The 25,842-nt window shown below is 71.7% G+C and carries 18 protein-coding genes; 3 read left to right on the top strand and 15 right to left on the bottom strand.

What is annotated here, in order from left to right; translation table 11 throughout:
* The first annotated feature begins 43 nt into the window (after window positions 1-43).
* A complete protein-coding gene (locus ACRAKF_RS27195; RefSeq protein WP_447040173.1) occupies window positions 44-1,276 on the top strand; it encodes a PucR family transcriptional regulator in 1,233 nt (410 codons plus the stop codon).
* A gap of 57 nt (window positions 1,277-1,333) precedes the next feature.
* On the opposite strand, the gene ACRAKF_RS27190 is transcribed toward ACRAKF_RS27195, so the two are convergent.
* The 7 genes from ACRAKF_RS27190 to ACRAKF_RS27160 form a co-directional block, all read right to left on the bottom strand.
* Window positions 1,334-1,921: a TetR/AcrR family transcriptional regulator gene (locus ACRAKF_RS27190; protein ID WP_447040172.1), complete on the bottom strand. Its 588-nt coding sequence runs from the start codon at window positions 1,919-1,921 to the stop codon at window positions 1,334-1,336.
* Window positions 1,922-2,067: 146 nt separating this feature from the next.
* Entirely contained in the window at window positions 2,068-3,672 is a 1,605-nt protein-coding gene (serA, locus tag ACRAKF_RS27185; RefSeq protein WP_447040171.1) for a phosphoglycerate dehydrogenase, read from the bottom strand.
* A 273-nt stretch (window positions 3,673-3,945) separates the two neighbouring features.
* Window positions 3,946-4,944 (bottom strand): ketol-acid reductoisomerase, encoded by a 999-nt coding sequence (gene ilvC, locus ACRAKF_RS27180; RefSeq protein WP_447040170.1) that lies wholly within the window; start codon window positions 4,942-4,944, stop codon window positions 3,946-3,948.
* A gap of 103 nt (window positions 4,945-5,047) precedes the next feature.
* Window positions 5,048-5,575 carry an acetolactate synthase small subunit gene (gene ilvN, locus ACRAKF_RS27175; protein WP_447040169.1) on the bottom strand — a complete coding sequence of 176 codons (528 nt, stop codon included), beginning with the start codon at window positions 5,573-5,575 and terminating at the stop codon, window positions 5,048-5,050.
* A 29-nt stretch (window positions 5,576-5,604) separates the two neighbouring features.
* On the bottom strand, window positions 5,605-7,452 hold the full coding sequence (locus ACRAKF_RS27170) for an acetolactate synthase large subunit (protein ID WP_447040168.1): 1,848 nt from the start codon (window positions 7,450-7,452) through the stop codon (window positions 5,605-5,607).
* A 233-nt stretch (window positions 7,453-7,685) separates the two neighbouring features.
* Window positions 7,686-10,688 carry a putative bifunctional diguanylate cyclase/phosphodiesterase gene (locus tag ACRAKF_RS27165; protein WP_447040167.1) on the bottom strand — a complete coding sequence of 1,001 codons (3,003 nt, stop codon included), beginning with the start codon at window positions 10,686-10,688 and terminating at the stop codon, window positions 7,686-7,688.
* A 388-nt stretch (window positions 10,689-11,076) separates the two neighbouring features.
* Window positions 11,077-12,030, bottom strand: coding sequence for a 2-hydroxyacid dehydrogenase (locus tag ACRAKF_RS27160; RefSeq protein ID WP_447040166.1), 954 nt, complete (start codon window positions 12,028-12,030; stop codon window positions 11,077-11,079).
* Between the two features lie 117 nt (window positions 12,031-12,147).
* Between ACRAKF_RS27160 and ACRAKF_RS27155 the strand changes: the two genes are divergently transcribed.
* Window positions 12,148-13,164, top strand: a complete 1,017-nt coding sequence (locus ACRAKF_RS27155; protein ID WP_447040165.1) for an aldo/keto reductase — start codon at window positions 12,148-12,150, stop codon at window positions 13,162-13,164.
* A gap of 57 nt (window positions 13,165-13,221) precedes the next feature.
* Window positions 13,222-14,427, top strand: a complete 1,206-nt coding sequence (locus tag ACRAKF_RS27150; RefSeq protein ID WP_447040164.1) for a PQQ-dependent sugar dehydrogenase — start codon at window positions 13,222-13,224, stop codon at window positions 14,425-14,427.
* A gap of 22 nt (window positions 14,428-14,449) precedes the next feature.
* Here ACRAKF_RS27150 and ACRAKF_RS27145 read toward each other — a convergent pair whose 3' ends face one another.
* The 8 genes from ACRAKF_RS27145 to gatB all read right to left on the bottom strand — a co-directional run bounded on the left by ACRAKF_RS27145 (window position 14,450) and on the right by gatB (window position 25,836).
* Window positions 14,450-14,653, bottom strand: a complete 204-nt coding sequence (locus ACRAKF_RS27145; protein WP_447040163.1) for a DUF6191 domain-containing protein — start codon at window positions 14,651-14,653, stop codon at window positions 14,450-14,452.
* An 80-nt stretch (window positions 14,654-14,733) separates the two neighbouring features.
* On the bottom strand, window positions 14,734-17,829 hold the full coding sequence (locus ACRAKF_RS27140; protein WP_447040162.1) for a helix-turn-helix transcriptional regulator: 3,096 nt from the start codon (window positions 17,827-17,829) through the stop codon (window positions 14,734-14,736).
* A gap of 79 nt (window positions 17,830-17,908) precedes the next feature.
* Window positions 17,909-18,088 carry a hypothetical protein gene (locus tag ACRAKF_RS27135; protein WP_447040161.1) on the bottom strand — a complete coding sequence of 60 codons (180 nt, stop codon included), beginning with the start codon at window positions 18,086-18,088 and terminating at the stop codon, window positions 17,909-17,911.
* A 187-nt stretch (window positions 18,089-18,275) separates the two neighbouring features.
* Window positions 18,276-18,926, bottom strand: a complete 651-nt coding sequence (locus ACRAKF_RS27130; protein ID WP_447040160.1) for a hypothetical protein — start codon at window positions 18,924-18,926, stop codon at window positions 18,276-18,278.
* A gap of 35 nt (window positions 18,927-18,961) precedes the next feature.
* Entirely contained in the window at window positions 18,962-19,510 is a 549-nt protein-coding gene (locus ACRAKF_RS27125; protein WP_447040159.1) for a GNAT family N-acetyltransferase, read from the bottom strand.
* Complete coding sequence (locus ACRAKF_RS27120; RefSeq protein ID WP_447040158.1) at window positions 19,488-21,740, bottom strand: MMPL family transporter; 2,253 nt, start codon at window positions 21,738-21,740, stop codon at window positions 19,488-19,490. Before ACRAKF_RS27120 ends, ACRAKF_RS27125 begins: the two co-directional genes overlap by 23 nt.
* A 221-nt stretch (window positions 21,741-21,961) precedes the next feature.
* Entirely contained in the window at window positions 21,962-24,064 is a 2,103-nt protein-coding gene (locus ACRAKF_RS27115; RefSeq protein ID WP_447040157.1) for a phosphocholine-specific phospholipase C, read from the bottom strand.
* A 257-nt stretch (window positions 24,065-24,321) separates the two neighbouring features.
* Window positions 24,322-25,836: an Asp-tRNA(Asn)/Glu-tRNA(Gln) amidotransferase subunit GatB gene (gene gatB / locus ACRAKF_RS27110; RefSeq protein ID WP_447040156.1), complete on the bottom strand. Its 1,515-nt coding sequence runs from the start codon at window positions 25,834-25,836 to the stop codon at window positions 24,322-24,324.
* Window positions 25,837-25,842: the final 6 nt, after the last annotated feature.

Here is a 25,842-nt window from a genome sequence, read left to right as displayed (position 1 = left end):
CCATCGACACCTGTCACGCATCCGTGCCCCGGATCTCAGACAGATGTCTGAAGGACCGGGCGGCCTGCGCGAGAATGGAGGGGTGAAAGGTGACTACCAGGAACCGGTGGACGAGATCTCGGCGCTGCTGGGCGCCCCCGCGACCCTGGAGAACCGGGATTTCGAGCTGATCGCCTTCGGCGCGCACGACGGCGGTGACGGCGGCGACGGCAGCGGATTCGACGCGACCGTCCTCGACCCGGTCAGGACCCGCTCGATCCTGACCCGCCGCTCCACGGCCGAGGTCCGCGCCTGGTTCGAGGGCTTCGGCATCACCCGCGCCACGGGCCCCGTCCGCATCCCGCCCACGCCGGAGGCGGGCGTCCTGCGCGGCCGGATCTGCCTGCCGGTGCGCCATCGCGGCTTCGCCCTCGGCTACGTGTGGCTGCTCGACGACGAGCCGGGGCCCAGCGACCGGCAGCTCGCCGCCGCCATGGAGGTGGCCGCGCGGATCGGCGCGCTCCTGGCCGACGAGGCGCAGGCGGGCACCGATCTGACCAGGGAGTTCCGCGCGGTCCTGACGGCCGAGCGCGGCTGGCAGCGGGACATGGCGGTGGCCGCCCTGCGCACGGCTCTGGGCCCCCGCGCGGAGAACCTGCACGCCGTGGTCTGCGTGGCCCCCTGGCCCTTTGCCGACCCCGAGGAGACCCCGGCGGCGCGCACGGTGACCGGAGCGGCGGCGGTCTGCACCGTGCCGTGGGGCACGTCGGGCCAGTCCCTCGCGGCCCTGGTCCGGCTGCGCTCGGCCGACGCGCTGTCCCCCGCGCACACCGCGGCGTCGCGCCTGGTGGAGACCGCGCGGGGCACCTCCGGGAACGCGGCGGGCAACGCGGCCGCGGGCATCGCCGGCGCCCGGCACGGCCTGGAGGACCTGGGCGCGGCCTGGTGGGAGGCGTCCGGGGCGGCGCGCGCCGCGCTCGCCGAGCGCCGGTTCGCCCCGGTGGCTCAGTGGTCGGACGTGGGCCCCTACCGGCTGCTCACCTCCCTGCCGCCGGAGGCCGCGCACGACCCGGTGGGCGGCCAGCTCCTCAGCCCCGCCCACCGCGAACTCGCCCGCACCGCCGAGGTGTTCCTCGACTGCGCGGGCCAGGCGGGCCGCACGGCCGCGGAGTTGCGCATCCACCGCCAGACGCTCTACTACCGGCTCTCGCGCGTGGAACAGCTCACCGGGCTCGACCTGGACGACGGCGAGGACCGGCTGTTGCTGCACATGATCCTGAAGTCGTCACGACTGTAAGTGCCGGGAAACGAACGACCACCGGCCGGACCGGCCCGACCGCCTCGGGACCTCTGCTCAGGCTCCCTCGCCCCGCAGCCGCTCCATCGCGCGCCGCAGCCCCTCGGTCAACTGCTCGGCGGTCGTGGCCGATTCGGGGTCGAAGAGCCACTGCACCATCAGGCCGTTGAGCAGCGTCGCGTAGAGACGCCCCTCGGTCTCGACGACGTCGTCCGGGATGACGCTCTCGTCGATTCCCGTGATCATGGCAGCGAGGCCACTGCGTCCTTCGCCCTGCGCCTTGGCCAGCAGTTCGCGGATGCCCGCCAGCCGCTCGCCCTGGGTGATGACCTCCAGCGTCAGCATCCAGAGGGGGCGCGACTCGGGGGCGGAACGGAGGATGCTCGTCCACACCTCCCGGAAGCGGTCGAGGCCGCCCTTCTCGGCGTCCCCTTCTTCCCGCGTGGCCGTGAAGCCCTCCCCCGTCGCCTCGATGAGCGCGACGTACGCCTCGACGAGCAGGGCGTCCTTGGACCCGTAGTGGTAGCCGATGGACGCCAGGTTCGTCCCCGACTCCTTCACGATGTCGCGGGCCGTCGTCCGGACGAAGCCCTTCTCCAGGAGGCAGCGCTTGGCGCCTTCGAGCAGATCTTCGCGATGTCCCATGCTGGCCACCCTAAGTGCCATCCGTACAGCCGTCCCATACGGCCGTACCAGACGAACGGACGGGCTGGAGTCACCCGGCGCTGACGCGGGGATGTCCAGCCCGTCCGGTGTTCGAGCGTCGGTACTGTTCGGGGTGCTGGCCGGTACTAGTCGGTCAGGTTCACCGCGCGAACGGACTCCGCACCGATCTCCTCCGCCAGCTCGTTGAGCACACTCTGCGGCACCGTGTCGTCGACGGTGAGAACGGCGAGCGCCTCCCCGCCCACATCGGCACGGGCAACCTGCATGCCGCCGATGTTGATGCCCGCCTCGCCGAGGACGCGGCCGACGGTGCCGACGACGCCGGGCCGGTCCGCGTACCGCAGGACGACCATGTGCTCGGCGAGCGCCAGGTCCACGTCGTACTCGCCGATGGCGACGATCTTCTGGAGGTGCTTGGGCCCGGCCAGCGTGCCGGAGACCGCGATCTCCTCGCCGTCGGAGAGCGTGCCGCGCACGGTGACCACATTGCGGTGGTCGGGCGACTCGGAGCTGGTGGTGAGGCGGACCTCGACGCCGCGCTCCTGGGCGAAGAGGGGCGCGTTCACGTAACTCACGGTCTCGTCGACGACGTCCTCGAAGACGCCCTTGAGCGCGGAGAGCTCCAGCACCTTCACGTCGTGCTGGGTGATCTCGCCGTACACCTCGACGTCGAGGCGGGCCGCGACCTCGCTCGCGAGAGCGGTGAAGATGCGGCCGAGCTTCTCCGCGAGCGGCAGGCCGGGACGGACGTCCTCGGCGATGACGCCGCCCTGGACGTTCACGGCGTCCGGCACGAGCTCACCGGCGAGGGCGAGCCGCACCGACTTGGCGACGGAGACGCCCGCCTTCTCCTGTGCCTCGTCCGTCGAGGCGCCGAGGTGCGGGGTGCAGACGACCTGGTCGAACTGGAAGAGCGGGGAGTCCGTGCAGGGCTCCTTCGCGTACACGTCCAGACCGGCGCCCGCGACGCGGCCCTCCTTCAGCGCCGAGTACAGCGCCTCCTCGTCGACGATGCCGCCCCGCGCGGCGTTGACGATGCGGACGGTCGGCTTGACCTTGTGCAGCGCCTCGTCACCGATGAGGCCGAGCGTCTCGGGGGTCTTCGGGAGGTGCACGGTGATGAAGTCGGAGACTTCGAGCAGCTCGTCGAGCGAGAGGACCTTCACGCCCATCTGGGCGGCGCGCGCGGGCTGCACGTAGGGGTCGTAGGCGACGACCTTCATGCCGAAGGCGCTCATGCGCTGGGCGACGAGGGCGCCGATGCGGCCGAGGCCCACGACACCGAGGGTCTTCTCGGCGAGCTCGACACCGGTGTACTTGGAGCGCTTCCACTCGCCGTTCTTCAGCGCCTGGCTGCCCTGCGGGATGTTGCGCGCGGTGGCGATGAGCAGGCCACAGGCGAGCTCGGCCGCGGTGACGATGTTCGACGTGGGCGCGTTGACGACCATCACGCCGGCCTTGGTGGCGGCGGAGACGTCGACATTGTCGAGGCCCACGCCCGCGCGGGCGACGACCTTCAGCTTCTTGGCGGCGGCGATGGCCTCGGCGTCGACCTTGGTCGCGGAGCGGACCAGGATCGCGTCGACGTCGACGATGGCGGGCAGCAGCTCGGCGCGGTCCGCGCCGTTGCACTGACGGATCTCGAAGTCCGGGCCCAGAGCGTCGACAGTCGCGGGCGACAGCTCTTCAGCGATGAGTACGACGGGTTTGCCGGTGGCAGCAGTGCTCACGTGAGTCCTCACAGATCCAGGCGGACGGCCGTCCCGACGGCCGCAGGCGGTGGAGGGTGCTTGCCGCGTGGAAGACGCACGACGCTGTGGGCCCGACGCGAATGTTGAACAGAAGTGTAGTGGCGCGGCATGGATCAGCATGCGCCTCTACGGAAGGATCACCCGTCCGTGGCTGGACGTGGTGGACAACGCCGGGGGGAATCAGCCCCTCCGGCGTTTTCCGAGCGGGGTCCGGGGCGGCGCCCCGAGGGCGGCGCCCCGGACCCGGGGTGCCTAGTCCTCGTCGTTGACCCAGGACATGAGCTTGCGGAGCTCCTTGCCCGTGGTCTCCAGGAGGTGGTTCTCGTCCTGCGTCTTGTACTCGTTGTACTTCTTCAGACCGCCGTGGTACTCGTCCATCCACTGCTGGGCGAACGTGCCGTCCTGGATCTCCGTGAGGACCTTCTTCATCTCGGCCTTGGTGGCGTCCGTGATGATCCGCGGTCCGGTGATGTAGTCGCCCCACTCGGCGGTCTCGGAGACCGACCAGCGCATCTTCTCCAGGCCGCCCTCGTACATGAGGTCCACGATCAGCTTCAGCTCGTGGAGGCACTCGAAGTACGCGATCTCCGGCTGGTAGCCCGCCTCGGTCAGCGTCTCGAAGCCCGCCTTGACCAGCGCGGCGGTGCCGCCGCAGAGCACGGCCTGCTCGCCGAAGAGGTCGGTCTCGGTCTCCTCGGTGAAGGTCGTCTTGATGACGCCCGCACGCGTGCCGCCGATGCCCTTGGCGTACGAGAGAGCCAGCGGGAAGCCGTTGCCGGTGGCGTCCTGCTCGACGGCCGCGATGCACGGGACGCCGCGGCCCTCCTCGTACTGGCGGCGGACGAGGTGGCCCGGGCCCTTCGGGGCGACCATGCAGACGTCGACGCCCTCGGGGGCCTTGATGAAGCCGAAGCGGATGTTCAGGCCGTGGCCGAAGAACAGGGCGTCGCCGTCCTTGAGGTTGTCCTTGATGGACTCCTCGTAGACCTGGGCCTGGATCGGGTCCGGGACGAGGATCATGATGACGTCGGCCTCGGCGGCCGCCTCGGACGGGGTGACGACCCGCAGGCCCTGCTCCTCGGCCTTGGCCTTGGACTTGGAGCCCTCGTGCAGACCCACGCGGACGTCGACACCCGAGTCGCGGAGCGACAGCGCGTGGGCGTGGCCCTGGCTGCCGTAACCGATGACCGCGACCTTGCGGCCCTGGATGATGGACAGGTCTGCGTCGTCGTCGTAGAACAGCTCGGCCACTGGGAATCTCCTATGTGTGCTGGTGTTGCGTCCCACCGTACGGCGGGTTCAGGGAGGGAAGTTCTCGGGTCTCGGTATCCGAGAGGGGTACCGGGAACCCGGGTCAGGCGCTGCGGTCGAGCGCCCGCAGACTGCGGTCGGTGATGGAGCGGGAGCCGCGGCCGATCGCGATGGTGCCGGACTGCACGAGCTCCTTGATGCCGAAGGGCTCCAGCATCTTGAGCATGGCCTCCAGCTTGTCGCTGCTGCCGGTGGCCTCGATGGTGACGGCCTCCGGGGAGACGTCCACGGTCTTGGCGCGGAAGAGCTGGACGATCTCGACGATCTGGGAGCGGGTCTCGTTGTCGGCGCGGACCTTCGCGAGGACGAGCTCGCGGGCGACGGCTGCGTCCGGCTCCAGTTCGACGATCTTCAGGACGTTGACGAGCTTGTTGAGCTGTTTGGTGACCTGTTCGAGCGGGAGTTCCTCGACGCCCACGACGATGGTGATGCGGGAGATGTCGGGGTGCTCGGTGACGCCCACGGCGAGCGAGTCGATGTTGAACCCGCGGCGCGAGAACAGGGCGGCGATCCGGGCGAGGATGCCGGGGGTGTTCTCGACCAGGACGGAGAGCGTGTGCTTGGTGGACATGACTCTTGGTCTCTCTTTCGCTCTCGGTCTCAGTCGTCTTCGTTGTCGCCGAAGTCGGGGCGGACACCCCGGGCGGCCATGACCTCGTCGTTCGATGTGCCCGCGGCGACCATCGGCCAGACCTGGGCGTCCTCGTGGACGATGAAGTCGACGACGACGGGCCGGTCGTTGATGGCGTTGGCCTCGGCGATGATCTTGTCGAGGTCCTCGGGGCGCTCACAGCGCAGCGCCACGCAGCCCATGGCCTCCGACAGCTTGACGAAGTCCGGGACGCGGGTGCCCTTGTTGGGACCGATCTCCTCGGGACCGCTGTGCAGGACGGTGTTGGAGTAACGCTGGTTGTAGAACAGCGTCTGCCACTGGCGGACCATGCCCAGGGCGCCGTTGTTGATGATGGCGACCTTGATCGGGATGTTGTTCAGGGCGCAGGTGGTCAGTTCCTGATTGGTCATCTGGAAGCAGCCGTCGCCGTCGATCGCCCAGACCGTGCGGTCGGGCCGGCCGGCCTTGGCGCCCATCGCGGCCGGGACCGCGTAGCCCATCGTTCCGGCGCCGCCGGAGTTGAGCCAGGTGGCGGGCGTGTCGTACTCGATGAAGTGCGCGGCCCACATCTGGTGCTGGCCGACGCCCGCGGCGAAGATCGTGCCCTCCGGGGCGAGTTGCCCGACGCGCTCGATGACGTGCTGCGGGGAGAGCGAACCGTCCTCGGGCTGGGTGTAGCCGAGGGGGTAGGTGTCGCGCCAGCGGTTGAGGTCGGCCCACCAGGCGGTGTAGTCGCCCGTGTGGCCCTCAGTGTGCTCGGCCTGGACGGCCTGGACCAGGTCGGCGATGACCTCGCGGGCGTCACCGACGATCGGCACGTCGGCGGCGCGGTTCTTGCCGATCTCGGCGGGGTCGACGTCGGCGTGCACGATCTTCGCGTACGGGGCGAAGCTGTCCAGCTTGCCGGTGACGCGGTCGTCGAAGCGGGCTCCGAGGGCGACGATCAGGTCGGCCTTCTGCAGCGCGGTGACGGCGGTGACCGCACCGTGCATGCCCGGCATTCCCACGTGCTGGGGGTGGCTGTCGGGGAACGCGCCGAGCGCCATCAGGGTGGTGGTGACGGGCGCCCCGGTGAGCTCCGCCAGGACCTTCAGCTCGGCGGTGGCGTGGGCCTTCAGGACGCCGCCGCCGACGTAGAGCACCGGCCGCTTGGCGGCGGTGATCAGCTTGGCGGCCTCGCGGATCTGCTTGGCGTGCGGCTTGGTGACCGGGCGGTAGCCGGCCAGGTCGAGCTGCGGCGGCCAGGAGAACGTCGTCTGCGCCTGGAGGGCGTCCTTGGCGATGTCCACGAGGACGGGGCCCGGGCGGCCCGTCGAGGCGATGTGGAAGGCCTCGGCGATGGTGCGCGGGATGTCCTCGGCCTTGGTGACCAGGAAGTTGTGCTTGGTGATCGGCATGGTGATGCCGACGATGTCCGCCTCCTGGAAGGCGTCGGTGCCGATGGCCTTGGAGGCCACCTGTCCGGTGATCGCGACCAGCGGGACGGAGTCCATGTGGGCGTCGGCGATCGGCGTGACCAGGTTGGTGGCGCCGGGGCCGCTCGTCGCCATGCAGACGCCGACCTTGCCGGTGGCCTGCGCGTAACCGGTGGCCGCGTGGCCGGCGCCCTGCTCGTGCCTGACCAGGACGTGACGGACGCGGGTGGAGTCCATCATCGGGTCGTACGCGGGAAGGATGGCGCCGCCGGGAATTCCGAATACCGTGTCGGCCCCGACTTCCTCGAGAGAACGAATGAGGGACTTCGCACCCGTGACGTGCTCGACGGGCGTCGGCTGCTGTCCTGAGGATCGGGGCCGCGGCTGCGGATGGTGGGCCCCGGTGGCCTGCTCGGTCATCGGCATTCTCTTCTCGAAGCTGAGGGTTTTTGCGGGGGTTTAGCAGGTATTCGGCAGGTGCCGGTGCAACAAAAAACCCCTCGTGCCGTGAGGCAAGCGAGGGGAGCGCGTCGGTTGCGGTCGCTGGGATCCGGTGTTCGGACCGGTCCGTCCCAGCTTCAGCCGACGCGCTTTCCAAGTACGAGAATTCGGGTGCGCATGGCATTGACCCTCCCCCCGGCACGCAGTGCCTGTCAAGTAGGTGGGACGCGGGTCTCATCATGTGAACGCGCATAGGGCAGAGCGGTGGTCATGAAGGGCCCCGTGGAGCCCCCCGCGTACGTCTGCACACCACCCCCGGCGAACGTCTGCGCGGGCAGGCCCGCGAGGACGGGCTCCGCCGCACCGCGCGGCACCGGGTACTCCCCGAGCGCGAGCGCCCTGCGCAGCCGGTGCTCGTCCAGCGGTCCGGAGAACGCCACGCCCTGCCCGTGCGTGCAGCCCATCTCGCGCAGGGCCGTCACCTGCTCGGGCAGGTCCACGCCGTCGGCCACGGAGAACAGCCCGAGGTCGCCCGCTATGCGCAGCAGCCCCGAGGTGATCTTGTACGCCCGCGCGGAATCGACGACGCCCTCGATCAGGCCGCGGTCCAGCTTCAGGATGTCGACGGGCAGCCGGCGCAGCGCCGTGATCGCCGCATGGCCGCTGCCGAAGCCGTCGAGCGCGATGCGTACGCCGAGCCTGCGCAGGGTGGTGAGGCGGCGCTCCAGGTCCTCGAAGGGGACCCGCGGGTCGTTCTCCGCGAGCTCGATGATGAGCGCGCCCGAGGGCAGGCCGTGCCGGGTCAGGAGCGCCTCGACGGAGCCGCGGGGCATGGAACGGTCCAGGAGCCTGCGCGCGCTCATCCGTACGGTGACGGGGACCGCGTGGCCGCTGCGGCCCCGCTCGGCGGCCTGCTCGACGGCCTTCTCCAGCGTCCAGCGGCCGAGCTCGGCCGCGCGGTCGCTCTCCCTGGTGTCCCGGCCGCCGCCCCTGCCGTCCCCGGCCTTGGTGGCCCGCAGGAACTCGGCGGGGGTGTAGAGGATGCCCTGGGCCGAGCGCCAGCGGGGCTGTGCGGCGACCGCGGTGATCCGGCCGTCGTCGAGGGCGACGACGGGCTGGTGGAGCAGCGCGAACTCGCCGTCGTGCAGGGCGGCGCGCAGCCGGGTGGCCTGCTCCGCCTTGCGGGCCACGTCGGCCTGCATCTGCGGGGCGTAGAGCTCCACGCGGCCCTTGCCCGCGGCCTTGGCGCGGTACATCGCGAGGTCGGCGTTGCGCAGGAGCTCGCCCGCGCCGATGCCCGGCTCGGCGAACGCCACGCCGATGGACGCCGCGACGCGCACGTCATTGCCGTCGATGGCGTAGGGCTGGGAAAGGGTGATTCTCAGCCGGTCGGCGAGCTCGTGGATGTGCCGTTCCCTCGCGGCCTGGTCCCTGGTCCCGTCGCCGACGATGAGGGCCGCGAACTCATCGCCGCCGAGCCGGGACGCGGTGTCGCTCGAACGCACCGCCTCCTGAAGTCTGCGCGCGGCCTGGATGAGCAGCTCGTCCCCTGCCTGGTGGCCGATGGTGTCGTTGACCGCCTTGAAGCCGTCGAGGTCGATGAAGAGCACGGCCGTGCCGCGGTCGGTCACTCTGCGGCCGGTCAGCGCCTGGCTCACCCGCCGGGTGAACAGGGCGCGGTTGGGCAGGTCGGTGAGCGGGTCGTGCTCGGCGTTGTGCTGCAACTGGGCCTGGAGCCGCACCCGTTCGGTGACGTCCCTGCTGTTGAAGATGAGGCCGCCCTGGTGGCGGTTGACGGTGGACTCGACGTTGAGCCAGTCGCCGTTGCCCGATCTGAAGCGGCACTCGATGCGGGTGGTCGGCTCCTCGACCGGGTGGGCGGCGAGGAACCTGCGCACCTCGTGCACGACCCGCCCGAGGTCCTCGGGGTGCATGAGCGTGGCGAGCTCGCGGCCCACCAGCTCGTCGGCGTCCCGGCCGTAGACCCCGGCGGCGGCCGGGCTCACGTAGTGCAGGATGCCGTTGGGCGTGGCGATCATGATGACGTCGCTGGAGCCCTGGACCAGGGAGCGGAAGTGGTTCTCCTTCTGGGCCAGCTCCTGGGTGAGTGTGATGTTGTCCAGGAGCATGATGCCCTGGCGGACGACGAGGGCGAGCACGACGGTGCCCGCGGTGAAGAGCACGACCCGGTCGACGCGGTGGCCGTTCAGCACGTTGTAGAGAATCCCCAGCGTGCAGACCGCGGCGGCGAGGTACGGCGTGAGGGCGGCGAGCGAACCGGCGATCGGACGCGTGCCGGACACCTTCGGCTCCTCGGGCCCGCTGTCGTACTCCTCGGGCCCGTGGTCCTGCTCGGCCTGCCCGCGCATGTTCCAGGGTGCGGCCCAGGGCGCGTACGCGAGGAGGAGGGAGCCCGCGAACCAGCCGGCGTCCAGCATCTGGCCCGAGCGGTAGCTCGCGTGCAGCAGGGGCGAGGTGAACAGGGCGTCGCACATCACCGTCACCGCGAGCGCGCCGATCGCGGTGTTCACCGCGGTGCGGTGCGCCGATGAGCGTCTGAAGTGCAGCGCGAGGACCATGCTGACCAGCGCGATGTCGAGCAGGGGGTAGGCGAGCGAGAGCGCGGCGTGCGCGACGCTCTGGCCCTCGAACTGCGCGGTGTGCGCGAGGGCCAGGCTCCAGGCGATGGTGAGGAGCGAGCCGCCGATCAGCCAGGAGTCGAGGGCGAGGCAGGTCCAGCCCGCCCTGGTCACCGGGCGCTTGGCGAGCACGAGCAGGCCGATGATGGCGGGCGGCGCGAAGCAGAGGAAGAACATGTCGGCGAGGCCGGGGCTCGGCACGTCCCGGTCGAGCACGACTTCGTACCACCCCCAGACGGCGTTCCCGGCGGCGGCCATCGCGGAGGAGAGCGCGAAGAGGAGCCATGCGGGTCGAAAGCGGCTGCGGCGGGTGCGGGAGTAGCGGAAGCAGGAGACCGCGGCCACCGCAGCCGCGACACTCAGTCCGAAGTCGCCCATGATCAGGGCCAGTCGCCCGGACCCCCAGCCGACGGCGGAGCCCGCGGCATACCCCCCGCAGAGGAGGAGCAGGAGCACCTGGGAGACGAAGCCGCGGCCGCCCGGCAGGGGGCGGCGCAGGAACAGCGCCCTCGGGGGCGGCGGCGTCGCCGCGATCCCTCCGTCGAGGACGGCGGTGGAGCCCGGGGGGGTGCTCACCGCGCCGCCCTGGTCGGCGCCGTCCCCGTGCCCGGCCGATCCGTCCGACGGCTGTGCCGGCACGGAAGCGGCGCGGCCCAGCGGCGTCCGCTCGCGCGGACCCCGCCCCACTCGCTGCTGTGTCCACGGGTCTTGGCGCCCGAGAGTCGGCGGCGACTGTCCCGCCACGCCGGATCGTCCGCCCATAGGCCATACATCGCCCGTCGCCCCCCTCGGTCTGCTCTTCATCCCCGGCGCCGAACAGGTCCACGGCGCCTCCCCAGTCGGGACGATACACCAGGATCGTCACTCAGCGACATAGCCCCTCTACGCTCTGTGACTATGATCGACGAAGTGGACACCCGTCGCACACACATGAGTGCGGAGCGTGTGCGTGGCGGCTCTCCGGTCAACCGCCCACGGTGTGCACGACGTTGTCGACCGGCTCTCCGGCGGCGAACTTCGTCAGTTGCGCGGCCAGCAGCCGCCGGGCCCGGGGCAGGAAGGCGGACGTAGGACCTCCCACATGCGGGGTGATGAGCACGCCGGGAGCCTGCCACAGGGGGTGACCTGCGGGAAGCGGTTCCGGATCGGTCACGTCGAGGGCGGCGGTGAGGCGCCCGGACTCCAGCTCGGCGATGAGCGCCTTGGTGTCGACGACGGGCCCGCGGGCGATGTTGACGAGCAGCGCGCCGTCCTTCATGCGGGCCAGGAAGTCGGCGCCCACGAGACCGCGGGTGTCCTCGGTGAGCGGCGTCGCGATGATGACCACGTCCGCTTCGGGCAGCAGGGAAGGCAGGTCGGTGAGCGGGTGCACGGGGCCGCGCTCCGAGGCACGGGCAGAGCGCGCGACGCGCGCCACCCGCGCGCACTCGAAGGGGGTGAGCCGGTCCTCGATGGCGGCACCGATCGCCCCGTAGCCCACTATGAGCACGGACTTGTCGGCGAGCGCCGCGTTGAACCCCGTACGCCACTCCTGCGCGCGCTGGCCCTCGAAGAACTTCGGGAAGCCCCGCAGCGACGCCAGGATCAGGGCCAGGGTCAGCTCGGCGGTGCTCGCCTCGTGCACGCCGCGTGCGTTGCACAGTCGCACGCCGGGGCGCAGGAACCTCAGCCCCTGGTCCATCTGGTCGACCCCCGCCGACAGTGTCTGTACGACGCGTACGGACGACATCTCGGGCAGCGGGCGCACGGCGGCCTCCGGGCCCCGCAGATAGGGCACCACGTAGAACGCGCAGTCGGCCGGGTCCGCGGGGAACTCCTGCCCGCCGTCCCAGAAGCGGTACGTGAGGCCGGCCTCGGACGCCTCGGGCAGCCCCGGGATCTCGTGCGCGGGGAACGGAAGCCATACATCAGTCGTCATGCTCAGGAGGCTAATGCGCCACTGCCGTCCGCGGCCCGCGGGGAGGCAGCGCTCCGGCCTCGGGGCGCAGCGGCTAGTTTGGGTGATCTTCGACGTGGAGCGGGAGGTCACGGCCAGGTGGAGCGCAGGACGATCGGCGCGGGGGCGCTCGAAGTGGGCGCCGTCGGACTCGGCTGCATGCCGATGAGCTGGGCTTACACCGGCTCGCGGCAGCGCGGCGACGCGTCGCTGCGCACCGTGCACGCCGCGCTGGACGCGGGCGGTGGGGCGGCGACGCTCCTCGACACCGCCGACATGTACGGGCCCTTCAAGAACGAGCTGTTGATCGGCAGGGTGCTCAAGGAGCGGCGGAGCGAGGCGTTCGTGTCGACCAAGTGCGGACTGCTCGTGGGCGAGCAGCACATCGTCGCCAACGGCCGTCCCGGCTATGTGAAGCGGGCCTGCGACGCCTCGCTGCGGCGGCTCCAGACCGAGACCATCGACCTGTACCAACTGCACCGCGTCGACCCCGAGATCCCCATAGAGGAGACCTGGGGCGCGATGGCGGAGCTGGTCGCCGCGGGGAAGGTGCGGGCCCTGGGTCTGTGCGCCGTGGGGGCGCGCGCCGGACGGCGTACGGCGCACGGCGGCCCCCGGCCCGGACTGCACGACGCGACGATCCGGCTCCTCGAACGGGCCCAGCAGGTCTTTCCGGTGAGCGCGGTGGAGGCCGAGCTGTCGGTGTGGTCACCGGAGGCGCTGGACGCGCTGCTGCCGTGGTGCGCGGCGCGCGGGGTCGGATTTCTGGCGGCGATGCCCCTGGGGAACGGTTTCCTCACCGGGACGCTCACGCCCGGCCAGGGCTTCGAGCCGGACGACCTGCGGGCCCGCCACCCGCGCTTCACCGCCGAGATGATGGCGGCCAACCAGCCGCTGGTGGTGGGCCTGCGCCGGGTGGCGGAGCGGCACGGGGCGACCCCGGCGCAGATCGCGCTGGCCTGGACGCTCCGGCAGGGACCGCACGTGGTGCCGATCCCCGGCGCCAAGCGGGAGCGCTGGGCGGTGGAGAACGCGCGGGCGGCTTCGGTACGGCTGACGGCCGCGGACCTGGCGGAGATGGCGGCGCTGCCGCCCGCCCTGGAGTCGTGGGACTGAGGTTCCGCCTCCCACGGCTTCTGTTGCCGCGCCGTGGGAACTCATGGAGCGCGAGCGGTGTATGAACAGGGGAAGCGCCGCGTCGAAGGGAATCTCATCGTGCAACGACCTGCTGTTACCGCCGTGTTGGCCGCCGCTGCCGCCCTCGCCCTCACCGTCGGCTGCTCGTCCGGGGACGGCGACGGGCCCGGCGAGCGCGAGAGCCCCCCGGATTCCGGGAGGTCCAGCGGGTCCGCCACCGGGAAGCGGGGCCCCGACGCCCCGCCGGAGAAGGGTTCGGCGAAGGTCACCCGCACCCTGACCACCGGTCTGAAGTCGCCGTGGGGCCTCGCCGCGCTGCCCGAGGGCGACCTGCTCGTGTCCTCGCGCGACGAGGGGACGATCACCCGGGTCGACGCCGAGACGGGCAAGAAGACGCGGATCGGCTCGGTGCCCGGCGTCTCCCCCGGCGGCGAGGGCGGCCTGCTCGGCCTCGCGCTCTCCCCTTCGTACACCTCCGACCACATGGTCTACGCGTACTTCACCACGGAGTCCGACAACCGCATCGTCCGCATGCCGTACGACGAGAAGAAGCCCTCCGGCCGGCAGCTCGGCGCGCCCGACACGATCCTCAAGGGCATCCCCAAGGGCTCCAACCACGACGGCGGCAGGATCGCCTTCGGCCCGGACAAGATGCTGTACGCGGGCGTGGGCGAGACCGGAGACACGGACCTGGCCCAGGACAAGAAGTCGCTGGGCGGCAAGATCCTGCGCGTCACGCCGGAGGGCGAGCCCGCTCCCGGCAATCCGTTCGACGGCTCGGAGGTCTACTCCCTCGGCCACCGCAATGTGCAGGGCCTCGCCTGGGACGAGCAGAAGCGGCTGTGGGCGTCGGAGTTCGGCCAGGACACCTGGGACGAGCTGAACGAGATCAAGGCGGGCGGCAACTACGGCTGGCCCGAGGCGGAGGGCAAGGAGGGCGGGGAGGGCTTCCGCGACCCGGTCGCCCAGTGGAAGACCTCCGAGGCCTCACCGAGCGGCGTGGCCTACGCCGAGGGCTCGGTCTGGATGGCGGGACTGCGCGGCGAGCGGCTGTGGCGCGTCCCGGTCCGCGGCGTGGACGGCGAGCCGGAGTCGCAGGCGTTCCTGGAGGGCCGGTACGGCCGGCTGCGCACGGTGCTCGCGGCGGGCGGCGACAAGCTGTGGGTGGTCACGAACGAGACGGACACCAGGGGCACGCCGGAGAAGGGCGACGACAAGATCCTTGAGGTGCGCGTGAAGTAGCTTCAGGCCGCGTGAAGTGGCTTCAGGCCCCGGGACTCTCGTCGGCCTCGTCCTCGCGGGGCGCGGGAACAGGCGGGCGCACGACCACCTTGCCCGAGGTCAGGTCTATCGGGCCGCGGCCGGGATCGCCGTCGGCGAGATCGACGCGGGTCGTTTCCAGCCGCTTCTGCTCGTCGTCGGTGTGCTTGCGCCCGGGAGCGAACAGGGCCTCGATCGCGTTGAACACTGCGCCTCCTCGGAGTGGAGATCCTGCCGTCCAGCGTAGGCGACCGGACCGAAAACCGGCCGGGGGCGTGTCGTCGCAGGTCAGCCGCCGACCTCGGCGCGGTCACCGCTCTGCGGGAAGAGGCGCAGGCGGTGGGCGAGCGCGGCGGCCTCGCCGCGGCCGGTGACGGAGAGCTTGGCGAGGATGTTGGAGACGTGGACGCTCGCCGTCTTCGGGGAGATGAAGAGCTCCGCGGCGATCTGACGGTTGCTGCGGCCCACCGCGACCAGGCGCAGGACGTCCCGCTCCCGGCTGGTCAGGCCGAGCGCCTCGGCCGGGTCGGCGGGGGCGGCCGGGGTCCGCGCGGGCTCGTCGGGGTCCAGGGTGAGGCGGGCGCGCAGGGCGAGCCCGGTGATCGCGTCGGTCAGCGGCCTGGCGCCGAGCCGCTCGGCCACCTCACGGGCCTGGCGGAGCAGCCGGGCGGCACCGGCGCGGTCGGTGCGTTCCTGGGCGAGGAGGGACTCGGCGAGGCGGAGGCGGACCCGGGCGAGGTCGTAGGGGCGGTCGAGCGGCTCGACGGCGGCGACCACGGCGGTCCAGTCGGCGGAGGTGTCGCGGTCCTCGGAGCGCAGGAGCTCGGCGCGGGTCCACTCGTCGTAGGCGCGCCAGAGCGGGATGGGGGTGGCGAGGGACTTGGTGACCTCGCGGATGCGGGCGACGGCGTCGGGGCGGCCGGGCTCGGCGGCGGGCAGGCCGCGGGCGTCGGCCTCCATCGTGGCGGCCGCGAGGAGCAGCGGCCAGCCGTACTTGTAGGTGCCGAAGGGCAGCCCGGCGGCGAGGCCGCGCCCGACCTCGGCACGGCCGTCCAGTACGCGCCCCTCGGCGGCGGCGATGCCGAGGGCGATGCAGGCCAGCGGCAGGATGTACTGCGGCTGGGGGTCGTGGCTGCCGTAGTGGTGGTGGGCGCTCTGGAGGTACCGGGTGGCCGCGGCGTGGTCTCCGCGGTAGAGCGCCATGCGCGCGGAGCACTGGGCGGCCGAGCCGCGGGGCTTGGCGCTCTGCGCGCAGCGGTGGGTGTGGACGACGGCTTCGGCCGCCTCGTCCCAGCGGCCGAGGGAGAGCAGCGACTCGGCGGCGTTGCCCCAGACCCAGCCCTCGGTGTCCATCAGGCCGTACTTCCGGCAGAACGCGATGCCCTCCATCGCGACCTTGACGGACTCGGCGGAGCGGCCGACGCCCTCCAGGGCCGAGGGGAGGTTGATGTGGGCGCGGCTGAGGTCGGTGACCAGGCCCTGTTCGACGACGCGGTCCCTGACCTCGTACATCTCGGCGAGGCCGGTCACGGGGTCGCCGGCCTCGATGAGGAGGTTGCCGCGGGTGAGGCGGGCGTTCAGCTCGATGGTGTCGGCCTTGACCATGCGGGCGTACTCGACGGCCCGTTCGGCGGCGGCCATGGTCTCGGGTCCCGGGGCGTGCAGCATGCCCCAGGAGGCGCGGTGGACCAGGACGTCGGCGTGCACCTCGGAGGGCGGCAGGCCGCGCATCAGCTCCTGGGCCTTCGCGATCTCGTCCCAGCCGTCGCCGCGGCCGAGGGTGGAGACGAGGCGGGAGCGCGCGACCCAGAACCAGGCCTCCCTGAGAGGTCCGTGCTCGTCGGCGAGGAGCCGCAGGGCGCGCTTGGTGATCTTCAGGGCGCGGTCGCGTTCGCCGCTGAGCCGTCCGGCGACGGTGGCCTCGGCCATCAGGTCCAGATAGCGCAGGGGCTCGGCGGGGTCGCTGCCGCAGGCGGGGTAGCTCTCCACGTAGTCGGTGGGGCGGAGTTCCTCGCGTACGTCCTCGGGGGCGTCGTCCCACAGCTCCATGGCCCGCTCCAGCAGGCGGAGCTGTTCGGCGTAGGCGTGGCGTCTGCGGGCCTCGACGGAGGCGCGCAGGACGGCGGGCAGGGCCTTGGCGGCGTCGTGCGCGTGGTACCAGTAGGTGGCGAGCCGGGCGGCGCGCTGGTCGGCGGCGACGAGCGTGGGGTCGGCCTCCAGGGCTTCGGCGAGGCGGCGGTTGACGCGCGAGCGCTCGCCGGGCAGCAGGTCGTCGCTGACGGCCTCGCGGACCAGGGAGTGCCGGAAGCGGTAGCCGTCGCCGTCGGGCGAGGCGTGCAGGATGTTGGCGCCGACCGCGGCCCGCAGCGCCTCGATCAGGTCGTCCTCGCCGAGCCCCACCACCTCGGCGAGCAGCGGGTATTCGACGGTGGAGCCGCCTTCGGCGACGATGCGCGCGACGCGCTGGGTGTCCTCGGGCAGTTCCTCGACGCGTACGAGGAGCAGATCGCGCAGCGAGTCGGTCAGGCCCGCGCGGCTGCCGCCGTGCGCGGCGACGGCGAGTTCCTCGACGAAGAAGGCGTTGCCGTCGGAGCGGTCGAACACCTCGTCGACCAGGGAGGGTTCGGGCTCGGCCGCGAGGATGCCGGCCATCTGACGGGCGACCTCGTCCTTGCTGAAGCGGCCGAGTTCGATGCGGCGCACGGTCCGCAGCCGGTCCAGTTCGGCGAGGAGGGGGCGCAGCGGGTGGCGGCGGTGGATGTCGTCGGCGCGGTAGGTGGCGAGGAGGACGAGACGGCCGCCGCGCAGGGTGCGGAAGAGGTAGGCGAGGAGGTGCCGGGTGGAGGTGTCGGCCCAGTGCAGGTCCTCCAGGGCGATGACGACCGTGCGCTCGCGCGAGAGCCGTTCCAGGAGGCGGGCGGTGAGCTCGAAGAGGCGGGCCATGCCCTGCTCGTCGGAGCGGCTGCCGGGGCCGTGGCCGTGCGGGGCGGGGGCTGCCAGCTCGGGCAGGAGCCGGGCGAGCTCCTCCTCCTGGCCCTCGGCGGCCGCGGCCAGCTCCTCGGGGAGGCGGCGGCGCAGGGCGCGCAGGGCGGTGGAGAACGGGGCGAACGGCAGGCCGTCCGCGCCGATCTCGACGCAGCCGCCGAGCGCGACGACGGCGCCCCGCTTCTCGGCCGCCTCGGTGAACTCCTCCACCAGGCGGGTCTTGCCGACGCCCGCCTCCCCGCCGAGCAGCAACGCCTGGGGCTCGCCCGTGCCCGGGCCCCCCGCTCCTGTCGGCGGGGTGCCCGTGGCGCGGACGAGGGCTTCGTTCAGTACGGCCAGTTCATCGGCGCGGCCGACGAACACCGGGCTCACGGACCTGGTCTCCACAGCGGCGAGCATCGCACAGTGTCCGTCCCGCACGGCACCGGACGGCCGAGAAGTGATCTTCGGCGGAACCGTTCCCGCCCCGCCTCCCATCTCATGCGGCCCGTGCGAAACGGGCCTTCCGGGCGGGCGGGCTCACCCGCCCCCCGGCTTCGTCGCGTGCCGAGCGGCGGGCGGCGGCGCGGCTCCGGCGGACCTCGCGGACCAGGCGACGGCGGTCGGCCTCCCGGCTCAGCTCGGCGGCGCGCATCTGGTGCATCTCGTACTCGAACATCTCGTACCCCTCGGGTCCCGGTGGTGTCGTCGCTCTTTGCGACGGCTCCACTCTGGTGTCCCAGGGGGGTCCCTCACATCGGGCGAGTGCCGCATCTGTGCGGGAGCGGAGGCCTTACGTACGACGAGGGGCGGGGCAGGGGCCTTAGCCCCTGCCCCGCCCCTGCCTTATGCGTGGTCGCCGTGGGCTAGGAAGGCGCTGAGGGCAGCCCGAGCAGCAGGTCGGAGTACTTGGCGATGGCCAGGAGCAGTCCGATCACGCCGAGCGCGACGCCTGCCCACGACACCGACTTGATCCAGGGCGCCTGCTCCTTGCCGGGGGCGCCGAACGCGGGCCGGACCAGCACGATGAAGCCGATGACCAGCGCCGCGAGCGCGAAGACGCCGGCGATCAGCGCGGTGATCTTCCAGGAGTCCCCGTACAGGGCCTGGATCTGGTTGGCGACGCTCGCGGACTGGGCGGTCTCGAGCTGCCCGACGATGTTCGAGCGGGCGCCCGCGACGGTGCCGAGCCAGCCGCCGGAGAGGCCGACGACGCCGAGCGCGACGGAGACGACGGCCGCGGCGCCCTGGCCGACGCCCGCGGACCCGGCGGGCTTGGCAGCCGCCTCGGACACCACGTCGGACTCGTCGTCGTCCGCGTCGTCCGCGTCCGCGTCCTCGTCGGTCTCGGCGTCGGGCGACGCGTCGGCCGGCTCAGCGGTCTTGGTGACGTCGACCGCGGCCGCATCCTTCTTCGGTTCCGACGTCTCGGATCCGGTCACTTCCTCGTTCTCGGCGGCGTCCTCGGCCCCGGAGGCATCCTTCGCCCCGGCCGCGTCATCTGTCTTGGTAGCCATGCGACGCACCGTACGGACGCAGTCTGAGAGCCTCCTTAACGAAAGGCTCGCCACTCCGGCGCCAGCACGGACCAGACCTCCATGTCGTGGCGGATTCCCTGCCAGGGAAAGCTCTCCCGCAGCACGCCGTCCTTGGTGAACCCCAGGCGCGCGGCGGCGGCCTTGCTGCGCTCGTTGCGCGAGGAGACCAGCCACTCGATCCGGTGCATGCCGCGCTGGTCGACGGCCCAGTCGATGAGCTCGCGCGACGCCCTGTTGACCAGGCCGCGCCCGGCCGCCGACGGCTCCAGCCAGACGCCGATCTCACAGCCGTCGACGCCGGTGTCGAAGATCCGGAACAGGACGCCGCCGACCAGGGTGCCGTCCAGCCATATGCCGTACAGGCGCCCGGTGTCGGCCGCCTGCTTGTCGGCGTACGTCTGGAGCACGCCCCGCGCCGATTCGAGGTCCTTGGCCAGGACGGTCAGGGGCACATACGGCCCCGCGTACTCCCGCGCCCGTTCGACGTGCTCCAGGAACTCCTCGGCCTGCCACGGTTCGAGCGGCCTCAGTTCGGCGTTCTCACCCAGCGATGTTGCGAACATCCCGGTCTTCCACCCCGCTTGTGTCGTCTGCTGCGTCCCTCTGTCCGGGGATCTTGCCACGCGCGCCGTCTGCGTTCGAACGACATTCGGGCGGCTCGATGCTGATGCGCGGCAGCAGGCGGTCGAGGCCGCGCGGCAGCCACCAGTTGGCGCCGCCGAGCAGATGCATCAGCGCGGGTACGAGGAGTGTGCGCAGGACGAAGGCGTCGAGCGCCACGGCCGCGGCGAGGGCGATGCCGAACATCGCGATGACGCGGTCGCCGCTGAGCACGAAGGCGAGGAACACGGAGATCATGATGACGGCGGCGGAGTTGATCACCCGGCTGGTCTCGGCGAGGCCCACCCGCACGGCGCGCCGGTTGTCGCCGGTCTCCAACCACTCCTCGTACATCCGGCTGACCAGGAAGACCTGGTAGTCCATGGAGAGGCCGAAGAGGACGGACACCATGATCACGGGCAGGAACGGCTCGATCGGCCCGGCCCTGCCGAGGCCGAGCAGTTCGCTCCCCCAGCCCCACTGGAAGACCGCGACGACGACGCCGAAGGCGGAGGCGACCGCCGCGACGTTCATCACGGCGGCCTTGAGCGGGATGCCGATCGAGCGGAAGGCGAGCAGGAGCAGGACGCAGCCGAGGCCGATGACCACGCCCACGAAGAGCGGCAGCTTCTCGACGATGACCTCGGCGAAATCGTCGTAGCTCGCGGTCACGCCGCCGACCCGCACGTCCAGGGAGCTGCCCGCCTCTGCCTTCGGCAGGACGTCGTCGCGCAGTCGGTCGACGAGCGCGCTGGTCGCCTGCGACTGGGGTGCGGAGTCGGGGACGACGGTGAGGAAGGCCGTGCGGCCGTGTCCGTCGTACGTCACCGGGCTCACGGAGTCGACACCCTCGGTCGTCCGCAGCACCGTGCCGAGGCCGTCGAGCGCGATGCGGTCACCGGCGCCGTAGACCTCGCTGACCAGCGTCAGGGGGCCGTTGACGCCCGGCCCGAAGCCCTCGGCGAGGAGGTCGTAGGCCTGCCGGGTGGTGGCCTTCTCGGGGTTGTTGCCCTGGTCGGAGGTGCCCAGATGCAGGGTGAGGGTGGGCAGCGCGAGCACGGCCATGACGAGGACGGCGAGGGCGCCGAGCAGCTTCGGCCGGCGCTCCACGAAGGCGGCCCAGCGGGCGGCGAACCCGGTCGGCAGCTCCGGCCGGGGCCCGTGCTCGGCGAGGCGGCGCCGCTCACCGCGGCTGAGAGCGCGCGGGCCGATGAGGGACAGCAGCGCGGGGAGCAGCGTCACGGCGGCGGCGACCGTGAGGACGACGGTCAGCGAGGCGGCGATCGCGACGCCGTTGAGGAAGCCGAGCCGCAGGATGAGCATGCCGAGCAGGGCGATGCAGACGGTGGCGCCCGCGAAGACGACGGCGCGCCCGGTGGTGGCGACGGCACGCTCGGCGGCGACGGCCACGGGCAGGCCCCGTTTGAGGCCCTTGCGGTGCCGGGTGACGATGAACAGGGCGTAGTCGATCCCGACGCCGAGGCCGATCAGGGTGCCCAGCATCGGTGCGAAGTCCGCGACGGTCATGACATGGCCGAGCAGCACGATCCCCGCGTACGCCGTGCCGACGGAGACCAGGGCGGTGGCTATCGGCAGCGTGGCCGCGGCGAGCGAGCCGAAGGCGAGGAAGAGCACGACGGCGGCGACGGCCACCCCGACGATCTCGGCGACCTGGGCGCTCTTGAACTCGGTGAGCCCGATGGCGGTGCCGCCGAGCTCGACCTGGAGAGCGGAGGATTCGGCGCCCTCGGCGATGTCGACGACCCGCCGGGCGTCGGCCTCGGCGATGTCGTCGGCCTGCTCGCGGAAGGTGACGGTGGCGTAGGCGGTGCGGCCGTCCTCGCTGATCCGCCCGGCCCCCTTGTCACCGTAGGGGCCGGCCACCGAGGCCACGGCGGGCAGTGCGGCGATGTCGTCGAGGGTGTCGGACATGGCCTGTTCGACGTCGGCCGCGCGCACGGAGGTGCCGGGTCCGGTGCGCCAGACGACGGTGTCGCTGTCACCGCCGAGCCCGTGGAACCCCTTGTCCAGGAGCTGCGTCGCGCGGCCGGACTCGGTGCCGGGGACCTCGTAGTCGTTCGAGTACGCGCTCCCCGCGACGGCTGCGGCCGCCGCCGTGGAGCCGAGGGCGAGCAGCCAGAGCAGAACGACGACAAGGCGGTGCCTGACGCACCAGCGGGCAAGTGCTGCCACGGACCGGCTCCCTGGGTGTTTTGTTGATCTTCACCGGGAACAGCGGCGTACAGCCGGATACAGCCCGCAAAGAACACATGAGCGGCGACACGCTCGCCTCGGCCACTTTGGCAGCCTTTGATGATCCTTGGTCCGTTTCGTGGCCTGACTCACAAGAGCCCCCAAGGGCCCAAAAGGTGCGCGGCGGCCTCACGGCCCACTCCGCGCACCCGCGCCGGGCGTCAGCCCGAGACGCTCGCGCGTCCGTTCTCGATGTGGCCCATGAGCCGGCGGCGGAACGCGGTGTCGGAGTCGGCGGTGACCTCCACGTCGTACCAGCCGTGCTCGTCGTCGGTCCGCCAGGCGAGGGTGCGGCTGTTGCCGGACCTGACGCGGACGGTCCGCGTCCGGGACCTGACGTCGTCCTCGTCCACGTATCCGAGCGGCTTGACCGTGAAGACGAGTTCCCCGCGGCCCCGGTTGGCCAGCGTCAGGTGGATCTCGCGGCGGGTGATCGCGGAGGTGAGCCGCGCGCCGCCCTCCTCGCTGCCCGTGAACTCGCGCCGGAAGCCGTTCGGTCCGGTGACGGTGAAGTCGTAACGGCCGCCGGTCACCGGGACGGTCCAGGAGCCCTTGCGCACGACGTCCTGGTGCTGCGGGGCCGTGAACTCGCCCGCGTAGGGGTAGAGCGCGAAGTGCGCGCTGGAGCGGCCGCCGTTGCGCAGCCGCACGGCGAGCTCGCCGTTCTCGCCCGGCCGCGCGTCCGCGTCGGGCTGGTACGGCAGCGGGCGGGCGCGGCGGACGCCGGGCTCCTGGACGGGCATGGCCTGCACCTGCGGCGGCTTCGGGGCCCATCGGCCGCTGAACGCCGGGATGGGCCCCGGCTGCTCGATGCCGGGCGCGCGGTGGGCTTGCCGGAAGTCGAAGGCGCCGGTGAGGTCGCCGGTGACCTTGCGGCGCCAGGCGCCGATGTTGGGCTCCTTGACGCCGGTCCACCTCTCCAGGAAGCGCACGACGGAGGTGTGGTCGAAGACCTCGGAGCTGACGTAGCCGCCGACGGTCCACGGCGAGACGACGAGCATCGGCACGCGTACGCCGAGCCCGGTCGGCCTGCCGTTCCAGCGCTCGGCCCGCTCCGCCTCGGAGTCGCCGCCGGGGACGGGCGGCGGGACGTGGTCGAAGAAGCCGTCGTTCTCGTCGTAGTTGATGAAGACGGCGGTACGGCGCCACACCTCGGGGTTCTTGGCGAGCGCGTCGAGGACCTTGTAGACGATGGTCGCGCTGTGGACCGGCGAGGAGACGCTGGGGTGCTCGGAGTCGAGCGCGGAGGGCACCAGGTACGTCACCTTCGCGAGCCTGCCGTCGGCGACGTCCTCGGCGAACTTCTGCGCGAGCGTGCCGGTGGGCACGCGCCGCAGCCCGCGCTCGAAGAGGGACCGCTCGCGCTTGTCGAGGGTGCGGACGCCGTCCTCCAGGTCGGCCAGCAGTCGCGCGCGCTTGGTCTCGTCCTTGGCGTCGCGCACCTTGGCGTAGAAGGCCTCCATGTAGGTGAGGCCGGTCTTGGCGAGCACCTTGCGGGCGATGGCCTTGAAGGTGGTGAAGAACTCGATCTGGTTGTCGGTGAAGTTCTCCCACTCCGTGTACGTGCGCCAGCTCACGCCGGCCTTCTCCAGGCGCTCGGCGTACGTGCCCCAGCCGTAGCCGGGGTGGGTGCCCTCGGCGTAGGCGTCGTTGTCGACGGCCCGCTCGCCGCCCGCCTCGTAGCCGGTCTTGCCGCTCCACAGGTGGTTGCGGTTGGGGCTGGTGGAGGTGTGGATGGAGGAGTGGTAGGCGTCGCAGACGGTGAAGGTGTCGGCGAGTTCGTAGTGCAGGGGGAGGTCGTCGCGCGTGTAGTACGCCATGGTCGCCGCGGTCTTGGCGGTGATCCAGCCGTCCATCCAGCCGTCGTGCCAGGCCTTGGCGCCGCCGTTCCAGGAGTGGTCGAGCGCGCCGATGTACTGGAGGTCCTTCTTCTGCGTCTCGGCGGCCTGCCGGACGGGGAAGGGCAGGACCGTGCGGAGCCCGTCGGGCTGCTCGAAGACGGACTTCCCGCTCGGCAGCCGGATGGCGTTGCGGTCGCCGAAGCCGCGTACGCCGCGCAGGGAACCGAAGTAGTGGTCGAAGGAGCGGTTCTCCTGCATGAGGATCACGACGTGCTCGATCGAGTCGAGACCGCCGTGGCCCTTCGGCGGCCCCTGCGCGAGCGCCTGCTGAAGCGAGGGCGGCAGGAAAGAACCGACGGCGGCGGCGCCGAACGCGCCTCCGCCGACCGCCATCAGACGTCTGCGCGATATCTCCGGAGTCACGTATGACCTCCCTGTGGTCCTGGCCGACAGTCAATGGTTCTCTGCTGATCCATTTGATCTGTACGGCGGGGACGCTAGTGACGTCCGGTTTCGATGTGAAGTCCGTGGACCGAAGTCGAAGTGAACGTCCAAAAGGTGTCGCGCGCGTGGGCGTTGGCGCGTGGGCGTCGGCGCGTACGCCACAGGGGCGGCGCACCCTGTACGGGTGCGCCGCCCCTGTGGCGTACGGCGGGCCGGGCGGTCAGCTTTCGCTGACGTCAGCCCTCGCTGACGCCCAGCTTGTCGAGGATCAGCTCCTTGACGCGGGCCGCGTCGGCCTGGCCACGGGTGGCCTTCATGACCGCGCCGACCAGGGCGCCCGCGGCGGCGACCTTGCCGCCGCGGATCTTGTCCGCGACGCCCGGGTTGCCTGCGATGGCCTCGTCGACGGCGGCCGTGAGCGCGCCCTCGTCCGAGACGACCTTCAGACCGCGCTTCTCGACGACCTCGTCCGGCGTGCCCTCGCCCTTCAGGACACCCTCGATGACCTGGCGGGCCAGCTTGTCGTTCAGGTCACCCTTGGCGACGAGCTCGGTGACCCGGGCGACGTGCTCCGGGGTGATCGGGAGCGAACCGAGCTCCACGCCCTGCTCGTTGGCGTGCCGGGCCAGCTCGCCCATCCACCACTTGCGGGCCGACGCGGCGTCCGCGCCCGCGTTGACGGTGGCGACGATCGGGCCGATGGCGTCGGCGTTGAGGATCGACTGCATGTCGTGCTCGGAGACGCCCCACTCCTCGCGGAGCCGGTTGCGGCGCACCCGCGGCAGCTCCGGGAGGCCGGCGCGCAGCTCCTCGACCCACTCGCGGGACGGGGCGACGGGCACCAGGTCCGGCTCGGGGAAGTAGCGGTAGTCCTCGGCGTTGTCCTTGATGCGGCCGGACGTCGTGGAGCCGTCTTCCTCGTGGAAGTGCCGGGTCTCCTGGACGATCGTGCCGCCGCCGTTCAGGACGGCGGCGTGCCGCTGGATCTCGAAGCGCGCCGCGCGCTCCACGGAACGGAGCGAGTTGACGTTCTTCGTCTCCGAGCGCGTGCCGAACTCCTCGCGCCCGTGCGGCCGCAGCGACAGGTTCACGTCGCAGCGCATCTGGCCCTTGTCCATCCGCGCCTCGGAGACACCGAGCGCCTTGATGAGCTCGCGCAGCTCGGCGACGTACGCCTTGGCGACCTCGGGGGCGCGCTCGCCGGCGCCCTCGATCGGCTTGGTGACGATCTCGATCAGCGGGATGCCGGCGCGGTTGTAGTCCAGGAGCGAGTGCGAGGCGCCGTGGATACGGCCCGTCGCGCCGCCCACGTGCGTGGACTTGCCGGTGTCCTCCTCCATGTGGGCGCGCTCGATCTCCACGCGGAAGACCTCGCCGTCCTCCAGCTGGACGTCCAGATAGCCGTTGAAGGCGATCGGCTCGTCGTACTGCGAGGTCTGGAAGTTCTTCGGCATGTCCGGATAGAAGTAGTTCTTCCGGGCGAAGCGGCACCACTCGGCGATCTCGCAGTGCAGCGCGAGGCCGATCTTGATGGCGGACTCGACGCCGATCTCGTTCACGACCGGCAGCGCGCCGGGCAGGCCGAGGCAGGTCGGGCAGGTCTGGCTGTTCGCCTCCTGCTTGAGCGTCGTCGAGCAGCCGCAGAACATCTTGGTCCTGGTGCCGAGCTCGACGTGGACCTCGAGGCCCATGACGGGGTCGTACGTCGCGAGGGCTTCCTCGTACGACACCAGGTCAGTAGTGACAGTCACGGTGAA

It is taken from the genome of Streptomyces sp. DSM 118878, assembly GCF_052936595.1.
The sequence above is the reverse complement of the archived record's forward strand: the minus strand, read 5'-3'. Positions and strand labels throughout refer to the sequence as shown.

What these genes read in the sequence shown, in the direction of transcription:
- ACRAKF_RS27195 (WP_447040173.1), top strand. Translation starts at nt 44, where the DNA reads ATGTCTGAAGGACCGGGCGGCCTGCGCGAGAATGGAGGGGTGAAAGGT.
- ACRAKF_RS27190 (WP_447040172.1), bottom strand. Translation starts at nt 1,921, where the DNA reads ATGGGACATCGCGAAGATCTGCTCGAAGGCGCCAAGCGCTGCCTCCTG.
- ilvN (WP_447040169.1), bottom strand. Translation starts at nt 5,575, where the DNA reads ATGTCCACCAAGCACACGCTCTCCGTCCTGGTCGAGAACACCCCCGGC.
- ACRAKF_RS27170 (WP_447040168.1), bottom strand. Translation starts at nt 7,452, where the DNA reads ATGACCGAGCAGGCCACCGGGGCCCACCATCCGCAGCCGCGGCCCCGA.
- ACRAKF_RS27160 (WP_447040166.1), bottom strand. Translation starts at nt 12,030, where the DNA reads ATGACGACTGATGTATGGCTTCCGTTCCCCGCGCACGAGATCCCGGGG.
- ACRAKF_RS27140 (WP_447040162.1), bottom strand. Translation starts at nt 17,829, where the DNA reads ATGCTCGCCGCTGTGGAGACCAGGTCCGTGAGCCCGGTGTTCGTCGGC.
- ACRAKF_RS27135 (WP_447040161.1), bottom strand. Translation starts at nt 18,088, where the DNA reads ATGTTCGAGTACGAGATGCACCAGATGCGCGCCGCCGAGCTGAGCCGG.
- ACRAKF_RS27130 (WP_447040160.1), bottom strand. Translation starts at nt 18,926, where the DNA reads ATGGCTACCAAGACAGATGACGCGGCCGGGGCGAAGGATGCCTCCGGG.
- ACRAKF_RS27125 (WP_447040159.1), bottom strand. Translation starts at nt 19,510, where the DNA reads ATGTTCGCAACATCGCTGGGTGAGAACGCCGAACTGAGGCCGCTCGAA.